The sequence below is a fragment of the Arsenicicoccus cauae genome (assembly GCF_009707125.1).
In the GTDB taxonomy this organism is placed as follows: Bacteria; Actinomycetota; Actinomycetes; order Actinomycetales; family Dermatophilaceae; genus Arsenicicoccus; species Arsenicicoccus cauae.
In genome coordinates this window covers 1-18464 of the sequence record NZ_WLVL01000028.1, presented here as the reverse complement: position 1 = coordinate 18464, position 18464 = coordinate 1, and the positions used below count along the sequence as shown (strand labels likewise).

Annotated in this window: 18 protein-coding genes; 6 read left to right on the top strand and 12 right to left on the bottom strand. The window is 74.0% G+C overall.

The features are described from left to right. The first annotated feature begins 11 nt into the window (after positions 1-11). Entirely contained in the window at positions 12-1007 is a 996-nt protein-coding gene (locus GGG17_RS07715; protein WP_311966507.1) for a stage II sporulation protein M, read from the top strand. A 36-nt stretch (positions 1008-1043) separates the two neighbouring features. Further along, a complete protein-coding gene (locus GGG17_RS07710; protein WP_311966506.1) occupies positions 1044-1415 on the top strand; it encodes a nuclear transport factor 2 family protein in 372 nt (123 codons plus the stop codon). Positions 1416-1695: 280 nt separating this feature from the next. Here the strand turns inward: GGG17_RS07710 and GGG17_RS07705 are convergent, their stop codons facing one another. From GGG17_RS07705 to GGG17_RS07670, 8 genes are read right to left on the bottom strand one after another with little or no spacing between them, the layout of a single operon-like run. Then, positions 1696-2988, bottom strand: coding sequence for a DUF58 domain-containing protein (locus GGG17_RS07705; protein ID WP_154593163.1), 1293 nt, complete (start codon positions 2986-2988; stop codon positions 1696-1698). 10 nt (positions 2989-2998) lie between these two features. After that, positions 2999-3958: an AAA family ATPase gene (locus tag GGG17_RS07700; RefSeq protein WP_154593162.1), complete on the bottom strand. Its 960-nt coding sequence runs from the start codon at positions 3956-3958 to the stop codon at positions 2999-3001. Beyond that, complete coding sequence (locus GGG17_RS07695) at positions 3955-5268, bottom strand: DUF4350 domain-containing protein (protein WP_154593161.1); 1314 nt, start codon at positions 5266-5268, stop codon at positions 3955-3957. Before GGG17_RS07695 ends, GGG17_RS07700 begins: the two co-directional genes overlap by 4 nt. Continuing rightward, complete coding sequence (locus tag GGG17_RS07690; protein ID WP_154593160.1) at positions 5265-5918, bottom strand: DUF4129 domain-containing protein; 654 nt, start codon at positions 5916-5918, stop codon at positions 5265-5267. The genes GGG17_RS07695 and GGG17_RS07690 overlap by 4 nt, the downstream gene beginning before the upstream one ends. A gap of 4 nt (positions 5919-5922) precedes the next feature. Then, positions 5923-7131, bottom strand: coding sequence for a DUF7847 domain-containing protein (locus GGG17_RS07685; protein ID WP_154593159.1), 1209 nt, complete (start codon positions 7129-7131; stop codon positions 5923-5925). Positions 7132-7176: 45 nt separating this feature from the next. After that, a complete protein-coding gene (locus GGG17_RS07680; protein WP_311966505.1) occupies positions 7177-7854 on the bottom strand; it encodes a uridine kinase family protein in 678 nt (225 codons plus the stop codon). After that, complete coding sequence (locus tag GGG17_RS07675) at positions 7851-9614, bottom strand: phospho-sugar mutase (RefSeq protein ID WP_154593157.1); 1764 nt, start codon at positions 9612-9614, stop codon at positions 7851-7853. Before GGG17_RS07675 ends, GGG17_RS07680 begins: the two co-directional genes overlap by 4 nt. Positions 9615-9619: 5 nt before the next feature. Further along, positions 9620-10465 (bottom strand): purine-nucleoside phosphorylase, encoded by an 846-nt coding sequence (locus GGG17_RS07670; RefSeq protein WP_154593156.1) that lies wholly within the window; start codon positions 10463-10465, stop codon positions 9620-9622. A gap of 79 nt (positions 10466-10544) precedes the next feature. Between GGG17_RS07670 and GGG17_RS07665 the strand changes: the two genes are divergently transcribed. Beyond that, positions 10545-10712, top strand: coding sequence for a hypothetical protein (locus GGG17_RS07665; RefSeq protein ID WP_154593155.1), 168 nt, complete (start codon positions 10545-10547; stop codon positions 10710-10712). Between the two features lie 25 nt (positions 10713-10737). Beyond that, positions 10738-12174 carry an NAD(P)H-quinone dehydrogenase gene (locus GGG17_RS07660; RefSeq protein ID WP_154593154.1) on the top strand — a complete coding sequence of 479 codons (1437 nt, stop codon included), beginning with the start codon at positions 10738-10740 and terminating at the stop codon, positions 12172-12174. A 74-nt stretch (positions 12175-12248) separates the two neighbouring features. Here the strand turns inward: GGG17_RS07660 and GGG17_RS07655 are convergent, their stop codons facing one another. Beyond that, a complete protein-coding gene (locus GGG17_RS07655) occupies positions 12249-12599 on the bottom strand; it encodes an antitoxin (RefSeq protein WP_154593153.1) in 351 nt (116 codons plus the stop codon). A 163-nt stretch (positions 12600-12762) separates the two neighbouring features. On the opposite strand from GGG17_RS07655, the gene GGG17_RS07650 reads away from it, so the two are divergent. Then, entirely contained in the window at positions 12763-13287 is a 525-nt protein-coding gene (locus GGG17_RS07650) for a type 1 glutamine amidotransferase domain-containing protein (RefSeq protein WP_154593152.1), read from the top strand. Between the two features lie 251 nt (positions 13288-13538). Here GGG17_RS07650 and GGG17_RS07645 read toward each other — a convergent pair whose 3' ends face one another. Next, a complete protein-coding gene (locus GGG17_RS07645) occupies positions 13539-15320 on the bottom strand; it encodes an acetyl/propionyl/methylcrotonyl-CoA carboxylase subunit alpha (protein WP_154593151.1) in 1782 nt (593 codons plus the stop codon). A 118-nt stretch (positions 15321-15438) separates the two neighbouring features. Here GGG17_RS07645 and GGG17_RS07640 point away from each other — a divergent pair, with 118 nt between their 5' ends. Continuing rightward, positions 15439-16290, top strand: a complete 852-nt coding sequence (locus GGG17_RS07640; RefSeq protein ID WP_154593150.1) for an aldo/keto reductase — start codon at positions 15439-15441, stop codon at positions 16288-16290. 431 nt (positions 16291-16721) lie between these two features. Here the strand turns inward: GGG17_RS07640 and GGG17_RS07635 are convergent, their stop codons facing one another. Both GGG17_RS07635 and GGG17_RS07630 read right to left on the bottom strand, forming a co-directional pair. Beyond that, positions 16722-18074 carry a VWA domain-containing protein gene (locus tag GGG17_RS07635; RefSeq protein ID WP_154593149.1) on the bottom strand — a complete coding sequence of 451 codons (1353 nt, stop codon included), beginning with the start codon at positions 18072-18074 and terminating at the stop codon, positions 16722-16724. Between the two features lie 122 nt (positions 18075-18196). Next, the coding region (locus GGG17_RS07630; protein ID WP_154593148.1) for a transposase at positions 18197-18464 on the bottom strand (268 nt) is incomplete at its 5' end.

The following is an 18464-nucleotide window of genomic DNA, read 5'->3' as shown; positions in this document are numbered from 1 at the left end:
AGGGTGAGGCCGTGGACCTGGACGCCTACGTCGCGGCCCACCGGGGGGAGTGGGACGAGCTCGACGCGCTGACGCGCCGCTCGCGGCTCTCCGCGGAGGAGGCCGACCGCCTGCTCGACCTCTACCAAAGGGTCGGCACGCACCTCGCCGTCGTGCGCACGAGCGCACCGGACCCTGGTGTCGTGCAATGGCTCTCGGGGGTGCTGGCGCGGGCGCGGCGGCGCGCCTCGGGCACCCGGACCGGGTCGGCGCGGGACATCGCGCGGTTCTTCGGCGAGACCTTCCCGGCGACGCTCTACCACCTGCGCTGGTGGTGGTTGACGACGACGGTGGTGAGCCTGCTCGTGGCGTTCGGGGCGGGCTGGTGGTTCTACCACAACCCCACCCTCGAGAACTCGCTGATGAGCCCGGCCGAGGTGGCGCAGTACGTCAACACCGACTTCGAGAGCTACTATTCCGAGCACGCGGCCACGAGCTTCGCGGCGCGGGTGTGGACCAACAACGCCTGGATCGCCGCGCAGTGCATCGCCATGGGGGTGCTGGGTGCGCCGGTCGTCTACGTCCTGCTGGCCAACGTGATCAACCTCGGGGTCATCGCCGCGCTGATGGTGCGTCACGGGCGGGGCGCGCTGTTCTTCGGCCTGATCCTGCCGCACGGGCTGCTCGAGCTGACCGCGGTGTTCGTGGCGGCGGGGGTGGGGCTGCGGCTGTTCTGGTCATGGGTCGAGCCGGGGCCTCGCAGTCGTATGGCGTCGCTCGCCGCCGCCGGCCGCACCACCGTCGGGGTGGCGATGGGGCTGGTGGTGGTGCTCCTCGTGTCGGGGATCCTCGAGGCCTTCGTGACGCCCTCGGGCCTGCCGACCTGGGCGCGGATCGCGATCGGCGTGCTGGCCGAGGTCGCGTTCTTCGTCTACGTGTTCGTGGTGGGGCGGCGGGCGGCCTTGCGGGGGGTGACCGGTGACGTGGACGCCGCCGACCGCGAGGAGGAGGCCGTCGCGACCCTCTGACCTCGACTCGACCGCCCACCAGGCACAATCGCAGGTGTGGAGGAGACCGAGGCCCAGATCGACGACGTCCTGGCGCTCGAACGTGAGCTTCAGTCGCCGGACGCGCGGCGCAACGAGCGTCGGTTGAGGGAGCTGTTGGCCCCGGGCTTCATCGAGATCGGCGCCTCTGGCCGTCGGTGGGACCTCGAGACGATCCTCGCCTTGCTGGCCGCGGAGTCCGGCGACGGTGACGGCAGTGCCTGCGCCATCGGGATCAGGGACCTCGAGGCGCGGGTGCTGGCGCCGGGCATCATCCAGGTCTTGTGGGACTCGGATCGCGACGGCTGTCGGGCTCGGCGCACGTCCTTGTGGCAGCGCACCGCGAACGGGTGGCGTCAGACCTACCACCAGGGCACCCCGCTGCCCTAGGCCGGGCGCGGTCGCCCTCCCATGGGCGCGGCTCGTCGAGTGGCCGCCTGCGTGGGGCTCGCGCGTGTCGTGAGAGGGCGCGTATGGCGCCCCCCGGTCGCACGGAGCCGCCATTCTTGCCCTTTCGCCGAGGCGTCGGAGACACGTGGGCGGCCGGTCGATGCCCTTACCCCCGGCGGGGGCATCCGCCTGGGGGACGAAGGCCGGTCGATGCCCTTACCCCCGGCGGGGGCATCAGCCTGGGGGACGAAGGCCGGTCGATGCCCCTACCCCCGGTAGGTCAGAGGAGGCCGCGGGACTTGAGCGTGAGGTAGTGGTCTGCCAGGGCCGGCGCGAGGTCCTCGGGCGGCGCGTCCACCACGGTCACGCCGAGCCGGGCCAGCGCGTCGGCGGTCTGCAGGCGCAGCGTCCGCGTCCGCTCGGCGGCGGCCGCGCCATAGGCCTGCTCGGCGGTGCGGCGGGCGGTCGCCATACGGTCCAGGTCGGGGTCGGCGCAGGACGCGATGCACACCCGCTGACGCTGGGTGAGCAGGGGCAGCACGGGCAGGAGCGACTCGGCGACGGCGGCGGGTTCGAGGGGCGTCAGCAGCACCACGAGCGAGGGCCGGCGCGCCTGCCGGGCCACGGCGGCGGCCAGCGCCTGCCAGTCCGCCTCGACGATGGCGGGCTGCACGGTCGCCAGCGCGTCGGACATGGCAGCGAGCATCTCGGGACGAGCCACCCCCGCGAGCTGGGTGCGCACGACGCGGTCGCCCGCGACGAGGTCGACGTGGTCGCCGGCGTGCGCGGCGAGGGCCGTGAGCAGCAAGGAGGCCTCGATGGCCGCGTCCAGCCGGGTCGTGTCGTCCACGCGCCCGGCCGACAGCCGCGAGGTGTCGACGACCAGCGTGATCCGCCGGTCGCGCTCGGGTCGCCAGGTCCGCACGACCAGCTCGCTGCGCCGCGCCGAGGCTCGCCAGTCGATCGAGCGGACGTCGTCGCCCTCGACGTACTCGCGCAGGGAGTCGAACTCCGTGCCCTGCCCCCGCACCCGCACCGCCGAGCGCCCGTCGATCTGCCGCAGCCGCGCGAGCCGGCTCGGCAGGTGCCGCCGCGAGTGGAAGGGCGGCAGCACCCGCACGGTCCCCGGCACGTCGACCGACGCCTGGCGCCCTGCGGTCCCCAGCGGGCCGAGGGTGCGGACGGTGACGAGGTCCGTATGCCGGTCCCCGCGCCGCACGGGCGTCAGGCCCGTCTCGACGACCACCGTGGCGCCGGCGGCCACCGTGAGGCGGTGCCGCTCGCCGGCGGCCCCGGCCGACGGCTGCCATGCGTCGCGCAGCACACCGCGGGCGGTCCGGCGGGACGCGTTGTGCACGTGCAGCCGGCTCGTGGTGGTGGTCGCGGCGCGGATGGTCCCGACGCGGTCGCGGGTGATCGACAGACGGCGCGGCGAGGCGGCCAGCAGCGCGTCGGCCCCGGCCACCACCACGACGAGCACCAGCCACAGCGTGGCGGTGAGGGGCTCGGGGCGCAGCAGCACCGGCACCACGCCCAGCAGGGCGAGCACCACGGCGCGGCCGGTGAGGGTCATCGAGCGCTGCTCACCGCGGCACCGGCACGGCGTCGAGGGCGGTCTGCAGGACGGCGCCCACGGACACGCCCTCGAGCTCGGCCTCGGGCCGCAGCGACAGCCGGTGGGCGAGCGTGGCGTGCGCGAGGGTCTTGACGTCGTCCGGCGTCACGAAGTCCCGCCCGTTGAGCCACGCCCAGGCCCGCGCGGTCGCCAGCAGCGCCGTCGCGCCGCGCGGCGAGGCGCCGAGCGACAGGGACGGCGCGGTGCGGGTGGCACGGCACAGGTCCACGACGTAGGCGACGACCTCGGGGGCGACGCCGACGGTCTGCACGGCCAGGGCCCCGGCGAGCAGGTCCTCGCCCGACGCCACCGCCCGGACTCCCGCGGCGGCCAGGTCGCGCGGGTCGAAGCCGTGGGCGTGCCGCGAGATGACCTCGATCTCCTGGTCGCGCGGCGGCACGGGCAGGACCACCTTGAGCAGGAAGCGGTCGAGCTGGGCCTCGGGCAGGGGATAGGTGCCTTCGTACTCGACGGGGTTCTGCGTCGCGGCGACGAGGAAGGGCTCGGGCAGGGGCCGGGAGGTGCCGTCGACGGTGACCTGCCGCTCCTCCATCGCCTCCAGCAGCGCGGCCTGCGTCTTGGGCGGGGTGCGGTTGATCTCGTCGGCGAGCAGCAGGTTGGTGAAGACGGGGCCCGGCCGGAACGCGAACTCCGTCGTGCGGGCGTCGAAGATCATCGACCCGGTCACGTCGCCCGGCATCAGGTCCGGCGTGAACTGCACCCGCCGCGTGTCGATCGACAGCGCCGTCGCGAGGGTGCGCACGAGCAGCGTCTTGGCGACGCCGGGGACCCCCTCGAGCAGCACGTGGCCGCGGGACAGCAGGCCGATGAGCAGCCCGGTGACGGCGGCGTCCTGCCCGACGACGGCCTTGGCCACCTCGGAGCGCACGGCCTGCAGGGCCTCGCGGGCGCGGGTGTGGTCGGTCATGGGTGGCGTACCTCTTCCTCGAGCTGGGCCAGGTCGGTCGCGGTCGCGGCCAGGTCGGTGTCGGTGGTGGGGTCTGGTCCGGCGAGCAGGTCCCGTATGCCGTCGCGCTCGCGCCCCGTGGCCTGCGCCACGGCCGCGACGACGGCCTCGGCGTCGGCGCCCGCGGGGAGGCCGAGCCGGGTCGCGAGACGTCGCCGGGTGGCGTCGCGCAGGGCGGCAGCGGCGTGGCCGCGTCCGGCGGCGCGGCGATAGAGCCGGCCCCGGGCGACCGCGGTCTCGCTCGCCCGCACGACCACAGGCAGGGGCTCGACGGCGAGTCGTCCGAGGCGGCGGCCGCGCCACCACATGGTGAGCAGCACGGCGCCCCCGAGCAGGAGCAGCAGCGGCATGAACCACGCTGGGGCGATGGAGGGTGCGCCGCGCGGGGTGTCGCCCTCGGCGACGTCGGAAAAGGCCGGGGCATACCACACGAGGTGCCGCTGGCTGCCGAGCAGCCGCAGGGCGAGGGCGGCGTTGCCCTGCTTGGTGACGGTGGCGTTGGTGACCACGTCCGTGGGGGCGAGCAGGTCGGTGCGGGGCTGGCCGTCGGTGGCCGGGATGGTGAGCAGGGCGTGCCCCTCGCCGACGGGGTAGCAGCCGCGGGCCCCGCTGGTGTCCCAGGAGGTGCCGAGGTCCTTGGCCGGGGGACCGGAGGAGGGCTGCTGCGTGGGGTCGCCGCCCAGGCCGGGCGGCAGGTCCGAGCCGCTCGCGTCGTCCGACCACTCCTGCGCGGCCTCGGTGATCTGCTCGCTGGTCATGACGGCGTAGCCGACGCTGCGCGCGGAGATGTCGGGGGAGGCCGCAGCAGCCCGGTCGGTGCAGCGGGCGCCCTCGGGGTCTTCGCTGCCCGAGCGGGTCAGGGTGACGGGCAGGTCGAGGTCATGCAGGGCGGTGCGGGGCAGCCCCAGCAGGACCAGCCGACCGGCGTCCTCCCGCCGTTCGTCGACCGCCCACATCGCCTCGGTCGTCAGCGCCCCGGTGGCGGACACGACCAGGGTGGTGTCCGCGTCGACGCGGGCCCCGGCCAGCTCCTCGCGCGTGCGGACCACGTCGACCTCCACGCCCTCGCGGCGCAGGACCTCGGCGACCGCCTTGGTGCCCTGGGCGTCGGCGGTGCCCGGGTCCATCGGCGCGCCGCTGCCCTCCGGCAGGCTGCGCCACACCGCCAGGGCCAGCAGCGCCAGCAGCACGACGACCCCGACCACCCGCGTGCGACGGCTCGTGGGGCGCCGGTCGCGCTTGCGGGGCCCCAGGATGACGTCGAGACTCATCGCGCCGCCCGCAGCTCTGATGCGAGCACCAGCGTCTCCTCGGCGTCGCTCGCGCTGGTGCGTTGCGGCTCGCCCGCCCCGGGGACCGGGCCGTCGGGATGCCCGTAGCACGCGGCGTCGAAGACCTCCGCGGACCGGCGGGCGCGGTCGGCATACGGCGGGAGGGCCGCCGCGGCGGCGCGGCCGACCTCCTGGGCGGTGCGCCCGGGGGCGTCGTGGAGGACGTCGCGGTCGTCGAGGGCGACCACGAGCGCCCGGAAGGCCGCCACCACGGCCCGGTCGTGGGCGCCGCCGTCCAGGTGCGCGCGCGCCTCGGCGAGGTAGTCGACGGCCGACCACGACGGGTCGGTGAGGCCGCCGGCGCGGCGGCGGCGTTCCTCGGCGACGGACCTCAGGTCGCGCAGCTTCCACGCAAGTAGGGCGATCAGCATGAGCAGGAGGGCGACGAGCACGGCCACGCCGACGCTGGGGGTGGCGCCGGGTACCCCGGCGAAGAGGTCGTCGAACCACCCCAGGACGATCTCCAGCAGGGACGGGCGGGGGTAGCCGGTGCGGGCCAGCTCCTGCTCCAGGAGGCGGCGCGCCTCGTCGGCGCTCGGCTCGACGGGGACCGAGGAGACGTGCAGGGGCAGACCGCGCGCACCGGGCACGCCGTCAGCGCTCCAGGCTCGCTCGCCGGTCCACGGCCCGCGCCAGCTCGACGTCCAGGCCCTCGCGGCGGATGCGCTGGTCGATGTAGAGCAGCGTGCTCACGGTCGAGGTGATCGGTGTCGTGACGGCGCCGACGAGGATCTGCGCCAGCCCCACGATCACCATCATCAGCACGAACCCGAAGGTCAGGCTGTCCGAGCTGCCGGTGGACGTCGCGAAGACGGCGACCATGCCGATCACCATGATGGGCAGCGTGAGGGCCACGCTGGCGAACCCGACGACCAGGCTGGTGAGCAGTTGGATGCCGAAGATCCGCCAGAACGCGCCACGGCTGAGGTCCCAGCTGCGGCGCAGCGAGGCGAGCACGCCGATCCGCTCGAGGATGAGGGCCGACGTCGCCAGGCTCAGCCGGACGTAGACGAAGACCAGGAAGGGCAGCAGGGCCAGGACCCCGAGGAAGGCGAGCGCGCCGTCGACCTGGGCCAGGAGGAAGGCGAGGAGCAGGGCGAGGCCGGCCCCGGCCACCCACAGCAGGCCCGTGACCAGCAGGTAGAGCAGGCAGCGGCCGATCTGCGGGCGCAGCTCGCGCCAGGCCTCGCCGATCGTGGCGCGCTCGCCGATGACGGCGCGGGACACGACGATGCACAGCACCAGCGTCGCGATCCCCGCGAGCAGGCTGGACGGGACCTGCACGAGGTTGACGACGACGTTGGCGCCGCCGCCGTTGTCGGGGTCGGTGAGGTCGCCGAGCTGCTGTGCGCCACCCCGCAGGAGCCACGCGACGAGCGGGATGATCAGCAGCAGCCCGATGAGCTGCAGGGCCAGGGACAGCCCGATCGTGGCGCGCGGGTTGAACCGCAGGATCTTGAAGCCGGCGCCGAGGATGTCGCCGAGCTGCAGCGGTCGCAGCGGGACGATCCCCGGGCTGGCGACCATGGGCATCGAGGGATAGCTGCCCGGGGGTGGTGCCTGCCCGTATGCCGGACCCTGCCCGTAGGCCGGCGGCTGCCCGTAGGCCGGAGGTTGCCCGTAGGCCGGCGGCTGCTGACCCTGACCGGGCTGGTAGGGCGGTGGGGGAGGAGCGTCGCCGGTGGGGTCGTAGGGCATCGGCGCGGGCGGCATCGGCGATGACGGCGGTGGCGTCCAGGGCGTGCTGCCCGCGGCCCGGTCGCCGTCGCCGCGGCCTGGTGCCGCCCACTGGTCGTCGCTCATGCCGCCCCCTCGGTGCGTCCCCCGCGCGTGCTCGCCGCCACGCTATCAGCGCAGGTCGGCGGCACGGCGACAGGCCTCGCCCGGGGTGATCGGCGTGGCGCCGAGCGCGACCTGGTGAGCGACGATCGCGGGCTCGGCCCGGCGCAGCGCGAGACCCCGTCGGACCAGCGTGACCGGCGGCTTGCGGCGTTCCTTGAGGTCGCGGGCGAGGCGCAGCGCGAAGGTCACCCACGGGGTGCGGCGTACGCACCAGGCCTGCGCGAGCAGGCCCCGGTCGCGCAGCGCCCCCACGAGCTCGGCGGCAAAGATGCCCTCGGCCACGACGAACGCCCCCGCGGGCAAGGTGATGCGCACGCCCTCGATGCGGCGGGACCGCGCGATGTCGTAGCCCGGGACGTGGACCTCGCCGGTGCGGACGAGCGTCTCGAGCGCGGTGAGGGCCGCGTCGGCGTCCCAGCTCGCGGGGTCGTCCCAGTCAGGGATGCCGAGATCGTCCTGCAGCGGCAGCCTGGGGTCGTCGCCGTCGAGGTAGAAGTCGTCCAGCCGCAGCGTCGGCCAGCCCAGCTCGTGGCGCAGCCGGTCCGCGAGGCGGGACTTGCCGGCGCCGCTCGGGCCGCAGGCGACGACGACGCGGGCCAGACCCGCCGGGCGGCCCTCACCGGTGTGGTCGTCGGTGCGCCCGGCGGACGCGCGGGGCTCGGAGCCGGGGGCCTGCCCACTCACAGCGCGGTGAGGGCGGCCATGTCGACCTTGATGGCGGCCAGCCGCTCGGCGGCGGTGGCCCGGGCGCGCGCGAGATCGCCGGCGCCGTCGACGGGTTCGATGGCCTCGAGGTAGACCTTGACCTTGGGCTCGGTGCCGGACGGCCGCACGATGACGCGGCTGTCGTCGGCGAGGTGGTAGCGCAGCCCGTCGGTGGGCGGCAGCCCGCCGACGCCGGCGGCGAGGTCGTCGAGCCGCTCCACGGGGGACCCGGCGATGGTCTCGGGGCGTTCGCCGCGGAGCCGCTCCATCAGGGCGGGCATCAGCGCGAGGTCGCTGACCCGCACCGACAGCGCGTCGGTCGCGTGCACGCCGTGGGCGACGGCGAGGTCGTCGAGCACGTCGAGCAGGGTGCGGCCCTCGGCCCGCAGCTGGGCGACGAGCCCGACCACCAGCAGGGCCGCCGAGACGCCGTCCTTGTCCTGCACGGCGTCCGGGTCGACGCAGTAGCCGAGGGCCTCCTCGTAGCCGTAGGCCAGGCCGGGCACCCGAGCGATCCACTTGAAGCCGGTGAGTGTCTCGCGGTGCTCGAGCCCGGCCGCGCGGGCCATCGCGCCGAGCAGGCGGGAGGACACGATCGAGCTGGCGAGCACCCGTCGCTCGGCGTCGGGCCGCGCGCTCAGCCGCGCGATCATCGCGTGCCCGAGCAGCGCGCCGAGCTCGTCGCCCCGCAGCATCCGCCAGGTGCCGTGGTCGTCCACGGCGACGGCGCAGCGGTCGGCGTCGGGGTCGTTGGCGACCACCACGTCCGGGTGCACCTCGGCGGCGAGCGCGAGGGCCGCGTCGATGGCGCCCGGCTCCTCGGGGTTGGGGAAGGTCACCGTCGGGAACTCCGGGTCGGGCTGCTCCTGGCTCGAGACCGCCTGCGGCGCAGGGAAGCCCGCGCGCTCGAAGGTCATCCGCAGGGTCTGCGAACCCACGCCGTGCAGGGCCGTGTGGACGACGGCGACGTCGCGGGGGGCGTCGGGGGAGACGACGGCGGCGGCGCGCTCGACATACGCCTGCAGCAGCTCGTCGCCCAGGGTGTCCCAGCCGTCCTCGGCCATCGGCACGGACCCAGTCGACGCGACGGCGGCGATGTGCGCGGCGATCTGCGCGTCGACCGGCGGCACGATCTGCGAGCCGTCGCCGAGGTAGACCTTGTAGCCGTTGTCCTGCGGCGGGTTGTGGCTGGCGGTCACCATGACCCCGGCGTCCGCCCCCAGGTGCCGTATGGCGAACGCGAGCACCGGCGTCGGCAGCGGCCGGGGCAGCACCATCGCCGACCCGCCCGCGGCCTCGACCACCGCCGCGGTGTCACGGGCGAAGACGTCACTGTTGTGGCGAGCGTCGTAGCCGATGACCACGGCGGGGTCCGGCCGCCCGCCCTCGGCCTGCAGGTAGGCCACGAGCCCGGCGGCGGCGCGGATGACGACGGCGCGGTTCATCCGGCGCGGGCCCGCACCGAGCGCTCCGCGCAGGCCCGCGGTCCCGAACTCCAGCATCCCGGCGAACCGGTCGGCCAGCTCGGCGCGCGCGGCCTCCCCGTCCCCTTGGCCCTCGCCGACATCCCCGGCACCGTCGTCCCCGCCGGCCTCGGCCGCCGCGATCAGCGCGTCGAGCTCGGCGCGGGTGGCCGGGTCCGGGTCGTCGTCGCGCCAGGCGCGGGCCGCCGCGAGGAGCTCGTCGGTGGCGGGTCCGCAGGTCGAGCCGGCGGCGGGGGAGGTGGGCAGGGTCGGCATACGGCTCAGTCCTCGGTGGCGATGCGGGTGACGACGTCGGCGAGCAGGCGCCCGCAACGGGCCGCCGCGGCCTGACCGGCCTCGATGACCTCCTGGTGGGACAGCGCCTGGTCGCTGGTGCCCGCGGCAGGGTTGGTGACCAGGGAGATGCCGAGGATCTCCAGGCCGGCGTGGCGGGCGGCGATCGCCTCGAGCGTCGTGGACATGCCGACGAGGTCGCCGCCGAGGATGCCGGCCATGCGGACCTCCGCGGGGGTCTCGTAGTGCGGCCCGCGGAACTGCACGTAGACCCCCTCGTCCAGGGAGGCGTCCACCTCGCGGGCCAGCGCCCGCAGCCGCGCGCTGTAGAGGTCGGTGAGGTCGACGAAGGTCGCCCCCTCCAGCGGAGAGGCGGCGGTGAGGTTGAGATGGTCGCTGATGAGCACCGGGGTGCCGGCGGCCCACTCGGGACGCAGCCCGCCGCAGCCGTTGGTGAGCACGACCTGGCGGCAGCCGGTGGCCGCGGCGGTGCGGACGCCGTGCACGACCGCCCGCACCCCCTTGCCCTCGTAGAAGTGGGTGCGGGTGCCGTAGACGAGGGCGCGACGGTCGGTGTCGCCCAACGAGACCGAACGGATCGTGCCGCTGTGGCCGACGACGGCGGCGCGGGAGAAGCCGGGCACGTCGGCGTTGTCGATGACCGCGCGGGTCTCGCCGATCAGATCGGCCGCGCCGCCCCACCCGGACCCCAGGACCAGCGCCACGTCATGCCGCTCGACACCGGTGCGCTCGGCGATGACGGCCGCGGCCGCCCGGGCCACCTCGAAGGGGTCGACGTCGGGGTCGCTCAGGTCCATGCGGGTCTCGCTCATGGGCTCACCCTACGGGGACGGCCGCCGCGCGTCCGAGCCCCGGCCCAGCCCGAGCTGCCGGCGTGGGTACCACGCGCACATGGGGGCCGACGCGCTGTGGGAGGTGTATGCCGCGCACCCCTGGCTCGCGACCTTCCCGATCGAGCGGGCTCCGCGCTGCCGCCACCCCGCCCTTTCCACCGGCGGTGCTCGCCCGGCGACGGCGCAGGAGGAGCTGCGGTCCGTCATACGGCGTCTGCTCGGGTGAGCCGAGGACCAGCCAGGATGGTTGGATGGGGGCCGTGATCGAACGCAACCAGTCAGTCGTCATCCTCGGTGGAGGGCCCGGCGGCTACGAGGCCGCCCTCGTCGCCGCCCAGCTCGGAGCGACGGTCACCGTCGTGGACCGTGACGGACTCGGTGGCGCGGCCGTCCTGTCGGACTGCGTCCCCAGCAAGGCCCTCATCTCGACCGCGAGCTTCATGACCCGCATGGAGGACTCGCGGGCCCTCGGCGTGCACTACCAGGACCCGAGGACCCACCGGGAGTCCGACCTGGAGGGCGATGACGTCACCGTCGCCGACCTGCCCGCGGTCAACGCCCGGATCCTCGCGCTGGCCCGCAAGCAGAGCGAGGACATCGAGGCCCGCCTCCTCAGCGAGGGGATCACCATCGTGCGCGGCGTCGGCCGCGTCGCCGGTCCGGGCCGGGTCGTCGCCACGCCCGCGGACGGCTCGGCCGAGCAGGAGCTGACCGCCGACGTCATCCTCGTCGCCACCGGAGCGACGCCGCGCGTGCTGCCGACCGCCCAGCCCGACGGCGAGCGGATCCTCACGTGGAAGCAGATCTGGGACCTGCCGGACATCCCCGAGCACCTCATCGTGGTGGGCTCCGGCGTCACCGGCGCGGAGCTGGCGCACGCCTACCTCGCGCTCGACAGCACGGTCACGCTGATCTCCTCGCGCGACCGGGTGCTCCCGGGGGAGGACCCCGACGCGGCCCGCGTCATCGAGGACGTCTTTCGCCGCCGTGGCATGAACGTCCTCAACCGCTCCCGCGCCGCCTCCGTCGAGCGGCACGGCGACCGCGTTCTGGCCACCCTCACCGACGGCCGGACCGTCGAGGGCTCGCACTGCATCATGGCCGTCGGGTCGGTGCCCGCCACGGATGGTCTCGGCCTCGAGTCGGTCGGCGTGCAGCTGGCCGACTCCGGGCACATCGAGGTCGACCGGGTCTCGCGCGCCTCGGTCAACGGCATCTACGCCGCCGGCGACTGCACCTCGGCGCTGCCGCTCGCGTCGGTCGCCGCCATGCAGGGGCGCACCGCCATGTGGCACGCCCTCGGCGACGCCGTCCACCCGATCAGCCTGACGGGCGTGTCGGCCACGATCTTCACCGACCCCGAGATCGCCACCGTGGGGGTCTCGGCCCAGCAGGTGGCCGAGCAGCGCCTGGACGTGCGCGAGGTCACGATGCCACTCGCCACCAACGCCCGCGCCAAGATGGACCGCTTCACCGACGGATTCATCAAGCTGTATGCCCGCAAGGTCTCCGGCCTGGTGATGGGGGGCGTGGTCGTGGCGCCGAAGGCGTCGGAGCTGATCTTTCCCGTCGCCCTCGCCGTCGAGAACCGCCTCACCGTCGACCAGATGGCGCAGACCATCACGGTCTATCCCTCGATCAGCGGGTCGCTCGCGGAGGCCGCCCGCCGCCTGCACACCAGCGAGTGACCTACCGGGGGCAAGGGCATCGACCGGGCTTCGTTCGCCAGGCTGATGATCCCGCCCCCGGTAGGTCTGCTCGGTCAGCCGACCTGGCCGGGTCCGCGTCCCGTGGTGTCAGCTTCGGGACGGACCGTGGTCGTGTCGAAGGTCTCGCCGGTCGACGGCCGGACCGTGGGATCGGTGGTGCCAGCGGGCTGACCGGCCGGCGAGGTCCCGGACCTGCCGTGCACCAGCTTGTCCTTGGCCAGGTCACGGCCCTGCTGGATCTGGCGGCTGAACCGACCCTTGGTGCCCTTGTCGACGAGGCCGCCCACCTTGTCGAGCCCGCCGGACACCTTGTCCGGGTTGTCCTCGATGTACTGCTTCGCCTTGCCCGCAGCCTGGCTGGCCGCCTTGCCGGCCTTGCCGACGATGTCGTTGAACTTCACCATGCTCGCTCCTCGTCCGGACCGCCGACGGCGGTGTCGTGATGCTCAGCGAGTCTAGGCACGCGAGGGTTCCCGCAGGACCCCAGGTATCGCGCCGCCCCGACCCGGGTACGGACAACCGGCGGGGGACGGATCGCGTCCCCCGTCATCACCCCTAGGAGGCAGCATGTCCAAGGTCGCATTCCTCGTCGCCAGCGAAGGCATCGAGCGCGTGGAGCTGACCGACCCCTGGCAGGCCGTCAAGGATGCAGGCCACGAGCCGGTCCTGCTCAGCCCCGAGCCGGGTGAGGTCCAAACCTTCGACCACCTCGACAAGGCCGCGACGCAGGCCGTCGACGTCGTGGTGTCCGACGCCGCGGTCGGCGACTACGCCGCTCTCGTGCTCCCCGGCGGCGTCGCCAACCCCGACGCGCTGCGCCTGGACGAGGACGCCGTCGGGTTCGTCAAGGAGTTCATGGGGTCGGGCAAGCCGGTCGCCGCGATCTGCCACGCCCCGTGGACCCTGATCGAGGCGGACGTCGTGCGCGGCAAGCGGCTCACGTCCTGGCCGAGCCTGCAGACCGACATCCGCAACGCCGGGGGCGAGTGGGTCGACGAGGAGGTCGTGACGAGCGACAACCTCATCACCTCGCGCAAGCCCGACGACATCCCGGCGTTCAACAAGGCCGTCGTGGCGGCGCTGGCGGGCTGAGCCACCCCGTCCGACGGCGGGCCTGTCGGCATACGACCTCTCGGGGCTCGTATGCCGACAGGCCCGTTGCACGACCAGCCACCGTCTCCCCGCCTCGGTGCGGCCGATCGACGCGCCCCCGAGCCTCGGCGCGGCCATGCCCCCGGAGACGCCCCCGTCACGCCTCGGAGACGCCCGCCCCACAGATCCGCCGGGGGTAAGGGCATCGACCTGGCGAACGAAGGCCGGTCGATGCCCTTACCCCCGGTAGGTCAGGCGGGGTCCTTGATCTCCATGAGCACCGCGCCGTTGGAGACGGTCTCGCCGACGGCCGCCGAGATGCTCGCGATGGTGCCGGCCTTGTGGGCGTTGATCGGCTGCTCCATCTTCATCGCCTCGAGGACGAGCACGAGCTCGCCGGCCTGCACCTCCTGGCCCTCCTCGACGGCGATCTTGACGATCGTGCCCTGCATGGGCGCGGTGAGGGAGTCGCCCGACGCCGCGCCGCCGCCGGCACGACCGCCCGAGGCACGCCGCGGAGCCTTCTTGCGGGCGGCGCCGCCCCCGCCGCCACCGAGCGACAGGGTGCCGGGCAGCGACACCTCGAGCCGCTTGCCGCCGACCTCGACGACGACCTTCTGGCGCTCCTCGGTCTCGGGGGCCTCGGCCCCGCCGCCGGCGAACGGCTCGATGTCGTTGTCGAACTCCGTCTCGATCCACCGAGTGTGCACCGTGAACGGCGCGTCCGGCTCGCTCGGGGCGAAGGCCTCGTCGCGAACCACCTTGCGGTGGAAGGGAAGAACTGTCGGCATGCCCTCGATGACGAACTCGTCCAGGGCGCGGCGGGCACGCTCCACCGCCTGCTGACGGGTGCGGCCGGTGACGATCAGCTTGGCGAGCATGGAGTCGAAGTTGCCGCCGATGACGTCGCCCTCGACGATCCCGGTGTCCAGGCGCACGCCCGGCCCGGCCGGCGGCTCGAAGACCGCCACGGTGCCCGGGGCGGGCAGGAAGTTCCGGCCGGCGTCCTCGCCGTTGAGACGGAACTCGATGGAGTGCGCGTGGGCCGGCAGGTCGTCGTAGCCCAGCTCCTGGCCCTCGGCGATGCGGAACATCTCGCGGACCAGGTCGATGCCGGTGACCTCCTCGGACACCGGGTGCTCCACCTGCAGGCGGGTGTTGACCTCGAGGAAGGAGATGACGCCGTCCTGGCCGACGAGGAACTCGCAGGTCCCGGCGCCGTAGTAACCGGCCTCCCGGAGGATCGCCTTGGAGGCGCGGACCAGCTCGGCGTTCTGCTCGTCGCTGAGGAACGGCGCGGGGGCCTCCTCGACGAGCTTCTGGTTGCGGCGCTGCAGGGAGCAGTCGCGCGTCGACACCACGACGACGTTGCCGTGCTGGTCGGCCAGGCACTGGGTCTCGACGTGCCGCGGCTTGTCCAGGAAGCGCTCCACGAAGCACTCGCCGCGCCCGAACGCCGTGACCGCCTCGCGCACCGCGGAGTCGAACAGCTCGGGGATCTCCTCCATGGTGCGGGCGACCTTGAGGCCGCGCCCGCCGCCGCCATACGCGGCCTTGATGGCCACGGGGAGACCGTGCTCCTGAGCGAAGGCGACCACCTCGTCGGCCCCGCCGACCGGCTCCTTGGTGCCGGGCACCAGCGGCGCGTCGGCCTTGGTCGCGATGTGGCGGGCCTTGACCTTGTCGCCGAGGCCGTCGATCGCGGCGGGCGGCGGCCCGATCCAGATCAGCCCGGCGTCGATCACGGCCTGCGCGAAGTCGGCGTTCTCCGAGAGGAAGCCGTAGCCCGGGTGCACGGCGTCGGCGCCGGACTGGCGGGCGATCTCCAGGAGCTTGTCCTGCACGAGATAGGACTCGCCGGGCGTCGACCCGCCGAGGGCATAGGCCTCGTCGGCGACCTTGACGTGCAGCGCATCTCGGTCGGGCTCGGCGTAGACGGCCACGGACCCGATGCCTGCGTCCTTGCAGGCTCGGGCCACGCGGACGGCGATCTCGCCGCGGTTAGCGATCAGGACTTTGGTGATGGACGCCATGGCTCGGACTCTACTGCCGCCCACCCTCGGGGGCTTGCCGACGGGTGTGTGATCTGCGTCAGACGGCGGGTGGTGTGCGACGTCCGGCGTCGGGCACCTCGCGGCATAGGCTGGCCGTATGACGCAGACCACAGCCCCACAGATCACGCTCAACGACGGCCACGCCATCCCGCAGCTCGGCTTCGGGGTGTGGCAGGTGCCCGAGGACCAGGTCGTCGACGCGGTCACGCACGCCCTGGCCACGGGCTACCGCCACCTGGACACGGCCGCCGCCTACGGCAACGAGGAGGGGGTCGGTCAGGCGCTCGCCGCGTCGGACGTGGCCCGCGACGAGGTGTTCGTCACCACCAAGCTGTGGAACGACGCGCACGGCCGGGACCGGACGCTGCGGGCGTTCGACACCTCGATGGACAAGCTGGGCCTGGACGTCCTGGACCTCTACCTCATCCACTGGCCGGTCCCGTCGGCAGACGCGTACGTCGAGACCTGGAAGGCGCTGCTGGAGCTGCGCGACTCCGGGCGGGTACGGTCCGTCGGCGTCTGCAACTTCCACGTCCCGCACCTGCAGCGTCTGGTCGACGAGACGGGGGTCGCCCCCGCGGTCAACCAGATCGAGCTTCACCCCTACCTGCAGCAGCGCGAGCTGCGCGCCTACGACGCCGAGGCGGGCATCGTCACGGAGGACTGGAGCCCCCTCGCCTCCGGCAAGCAGGTGATGCAGGACGAGACGATCCGGGCGATCGCCGACGAGGTCGGGGCGACGCCCGCCCAGGTGATCCTGCGCTGGCACCTGCAGCTCGGCTCCGTGGTGATCCCCAAGTCGGTGACGCCCGCGCGCATCGAGGAGAACTACGGCGCGCTGCGGCTCGAGCTGACCGAGGACCAGATGGAGCGGATCGGCGACCTGGACCGGGGGATGCGCACCGGGCCCGAGCCGGACGAGTTCGCGGTCGGCGCGGTCACCGACTGAGGGCCGACGGTCCTCCCCGCGACACGCTCCCGCAGCACCGGGGACGTTCGTGCCCACGTATCGAGCACGAACGTCCCCGGTGTGCCGGGCTGTGGTGGGCGGCGCAGCTCGACGCGTCAGCTCACTTGCCGAGCAGCCAGATCAGCAGCAGGACGATGAGGACGGCGACGGCGACGTCGCGCGAGGCCGAGAGCGGCGCGGCAGCCAGCGCGGCAGCGGTGTGCAGTGCGGTCATGCCAAACATGTTGCCACGTGGACGCCCTCGCGGCGGACATGCGCGCCGATCAGGCCGTATGCCGTGGGAGCGTGCACAGCTGCTGCACTCCTGAGGCGCCGAGGCGGACCGATCGCTAGCGGCACAACGGGATTCGTGAGCGCGTCGGGGGCCCGTGCAGCAGTCGTGCACGCGGGGCCTGCCGAGCCGAGCCCGATCAGTCCCTGCGCTCGCCGGTGCGTCGTCCGCCCCCGCGCGTGAGCAGCCACAGGAGCAGCAGGACGAGCATGGTGGCCCCGATCGCGCCCGGGTTGGCGTCGCCGCCGAGCCCGGCCAGGCCGCCTCGCCCCCACCAGCCGCTGCCCGGCGCGGACCAGCCGGAGCCGGCGGACCGGGCCGAGCCCACGGCGGCGGACACGATGCGGGTGAGGTCGTCCCCGGTGGCGTCCTGGTAGGTGCCGCCCGTCGCCTCGGCCACGCACCGCAGCTGACGGCGGGCGGCGGGCTCAACCTCCAGGCCGACCGTGTGCACGTGCAGGTCGATGCCCTGCCCGGCGAGGCTCCTGGCGACCAGGCACGGGTCGGCGGAGCAGGACTCCTCGCCGTCCGAGACCAGCACGACCGACCGGCGACCGGTGCTGCCGAGGTCGCCCGCCACCTGCTCGAGCGCGTAGCCGATGGGGGTGTCGCCGTGCGGCGAGAACGCGTCGATCGCCGTCGTGAGGGCAGGACGATCGAGAGGCCCCACCGGCGTCACGAGCCGCGTGTCGGTGCAGGCGCGTGAGCCGGGGGCGGCCCTGCCGGCGACCTTGACCCGTGAGCCGTAGACGCGGAGGCCGACCTGGGCACCGTCCGGCAGCTCCTGCACGAGGGAGCGCAGCGCGTCCTGGGCGCCCTCCATGCGGGTGCGCCCCCGCCCGTCGCGCTCGGCCATGGACCCCGAGGAGTCGAGCACGAGCAGCAGGCGGGCGTCACCGGAGCCCGCCGTGTCGCCCGCCGCGTCGCCCGCTGCAGAGCCGACCTGACCCGCGGAGGACGCCGACGTCGCCCGGGCCACGGCCCCCGACGCGGTGCCCTGCACCGCCGACGTGACCGTGCTCGTGCTGGTGGTCGTGCGCGTGGCGTCGGAGCAGCCGGCGAGCACCAGCGTCGCGGCCGACAGCGCGGACAGCGCCGACAGGACCCGCGCCGTGGCGGCGACGGGGGCGTGACGGTGGCGGGACGGCATACGGTGCATTGTGCCCGGGCGAAGGTGACGAATCGGGCATCGTGCGGTCACGATCAGGTCATGGGCGCGAACCTCGCGGTGAAGTGCCGCAGAGCCGGCGGCTCCTCCACGATGCGTGTCCCGGCGGGTTGCCGGCGCGCGGCTCATGGCGCCGGTCCCCGAGTCGGTGATCAGGTCGATCAGCACGTCCTCGGCGCGCAGCTGGAGGAGGTTGTGGTGCGCCTCGGCGGCCTTGGGGCGGCGCTCGGCGGCGGTGGTCAGGCGCAGCGGCCCCACGCTGTGGCTGCGGAACGGCTCGATGACGGTGCGGAGCTGCGGCTCGTGGCAGACGCCGGTGTCCATGGCCCCTTGTGCCAGGGGCCTGCGACAACCCCTCGGCCAGGGTTCGTGCCAGGCCGTATGCCGGTGCGCGGGGAGTCAGGTGCGCGCGGAGTCAGCCCCGCGCGAGGATGCTCCTATGGATGTCAAGCGGCGGTAGCGAGGTGTCCGGGCTCGATGCGCTCCCGGGTGAGGACGTAGTAGATCTCGCGGGCGATGAGTCGTTTGAGGCAGCGGATGATGTCTTTCTTCGAGAGTCCCTCGGCAGTGCGGCGGTGCAGGTAGGCCTGGGTGCGGGGATCCCAGCGCAGCCGGCACAGCACGATCCGGTAGAGCGCGGCGTTGGCTTGTCGGTCACCGCCTCGGTTGAGCCGGTGTCGGTGGGTCTTGCCCGAAGAGGCTGGGATCGGAGCC

What these genes read in the sequence shown, in the direction of transcription:
- GGG17_RS07705 (WP_154593163.1), bottom strand. Translation starts at nt 2,988, where the DNA reads ATGACCCTCACCGGCCGCGCCGTGGTGCTCGCCCTGCTGGGCGTGGTG.
- GGG17_RS07700 (WP_154593162.1), bottom strand. Translation starts at nt 3,958, where the DNA reads ATGACCGACCACACCCGCGCCCGCGAGGCCCTGCAGGCCGTGCGCTCC.
- GGG17_RS07695 (WP_154593161.1), bottom strand. Translation starts at nt 5,268, where the DNA reads ATGAGTCTCGACGTCATCCTGGGGCCCCGCAAGCGCGACCGGCGCCCC.
- GGG17_RS07685 (WP_154593159.1), bottom strand. Translation starts at nt 7,131, where the DNA reads ATGAGCGACGACCAGTGGGCGGCACCAGGCCGCGGCGACGGCGACCGG.
- GGG17_RS07675 (WP_154593157.1), bottom strand. Translation starts at nt 9,614, where the DNA reads ATGCCGACCCTGCCCACCTCCCCCGCCGCCGGCTCGACCTGCGGACCC.
- GGG17_RS07670 (WP_154593156.1), bottom strand. Translation starts at nt 10,465, where the DNA reads ATGAGCGAGACCCGCATGGACCTGAGCGACCCCGACGTCGACCCCTTC.
- GGG17_RS07665 (WP_154593155.1), top strand. Translation starts at nt 10,545, where the DNA reads ATGGGGGCCGACGCGCTGTGGGAGGTGTATGCCGCGCACCCCTGGCTC.
- GGG17_RS07660 (WP_154593154.1), top strand. Translation starts at nt 10,738, where the DNA reads ATGGGGGCCGTGATCGAACGCAACCAGTCAGTCGTCATCCTCGGTGGA.
- GGG17_RS07655 (WP_154593153.1), bottom strand. Translation starts at nt 12,599, where the DNA reads ATGGTGAAGTTCAACGACATCGTCGGCAAGGCCGGCAAGGCGGCCAGC.
- GGG17_RS07650 (WP_154593152.1), top strand. Translation starts at nt 12,763, where the DNA reads ATGTCCAAGGTCGCATTCCTCGTCGCCAGCGAAGGCATCGAGCGCGTG.
- GGG17_RS07645 (WP_154593151.1), bottom strand. Translation starts at nt 15,320, where the DNA reads ATGGCGTCCATCACCAAAGTCCTGATCGCTAACCGCGGCGAGATCGCC.
- GGG17_RS07640 (WP_154593150.1), top strand. Translation starts at nt 15,439, where the DNA reads ATGACGCAGACCACAGCCCCACAGATCACGCTCAACGACGGCCACGCC.
- GGG17_RS07635 (WP_154593149.1), bottom strand. Translation starts at nt 18,074, where the DNA reads ATGGACACCGGCGTCTGCCACGAGCCGCAGCTCCGCACCGTCATCGAG.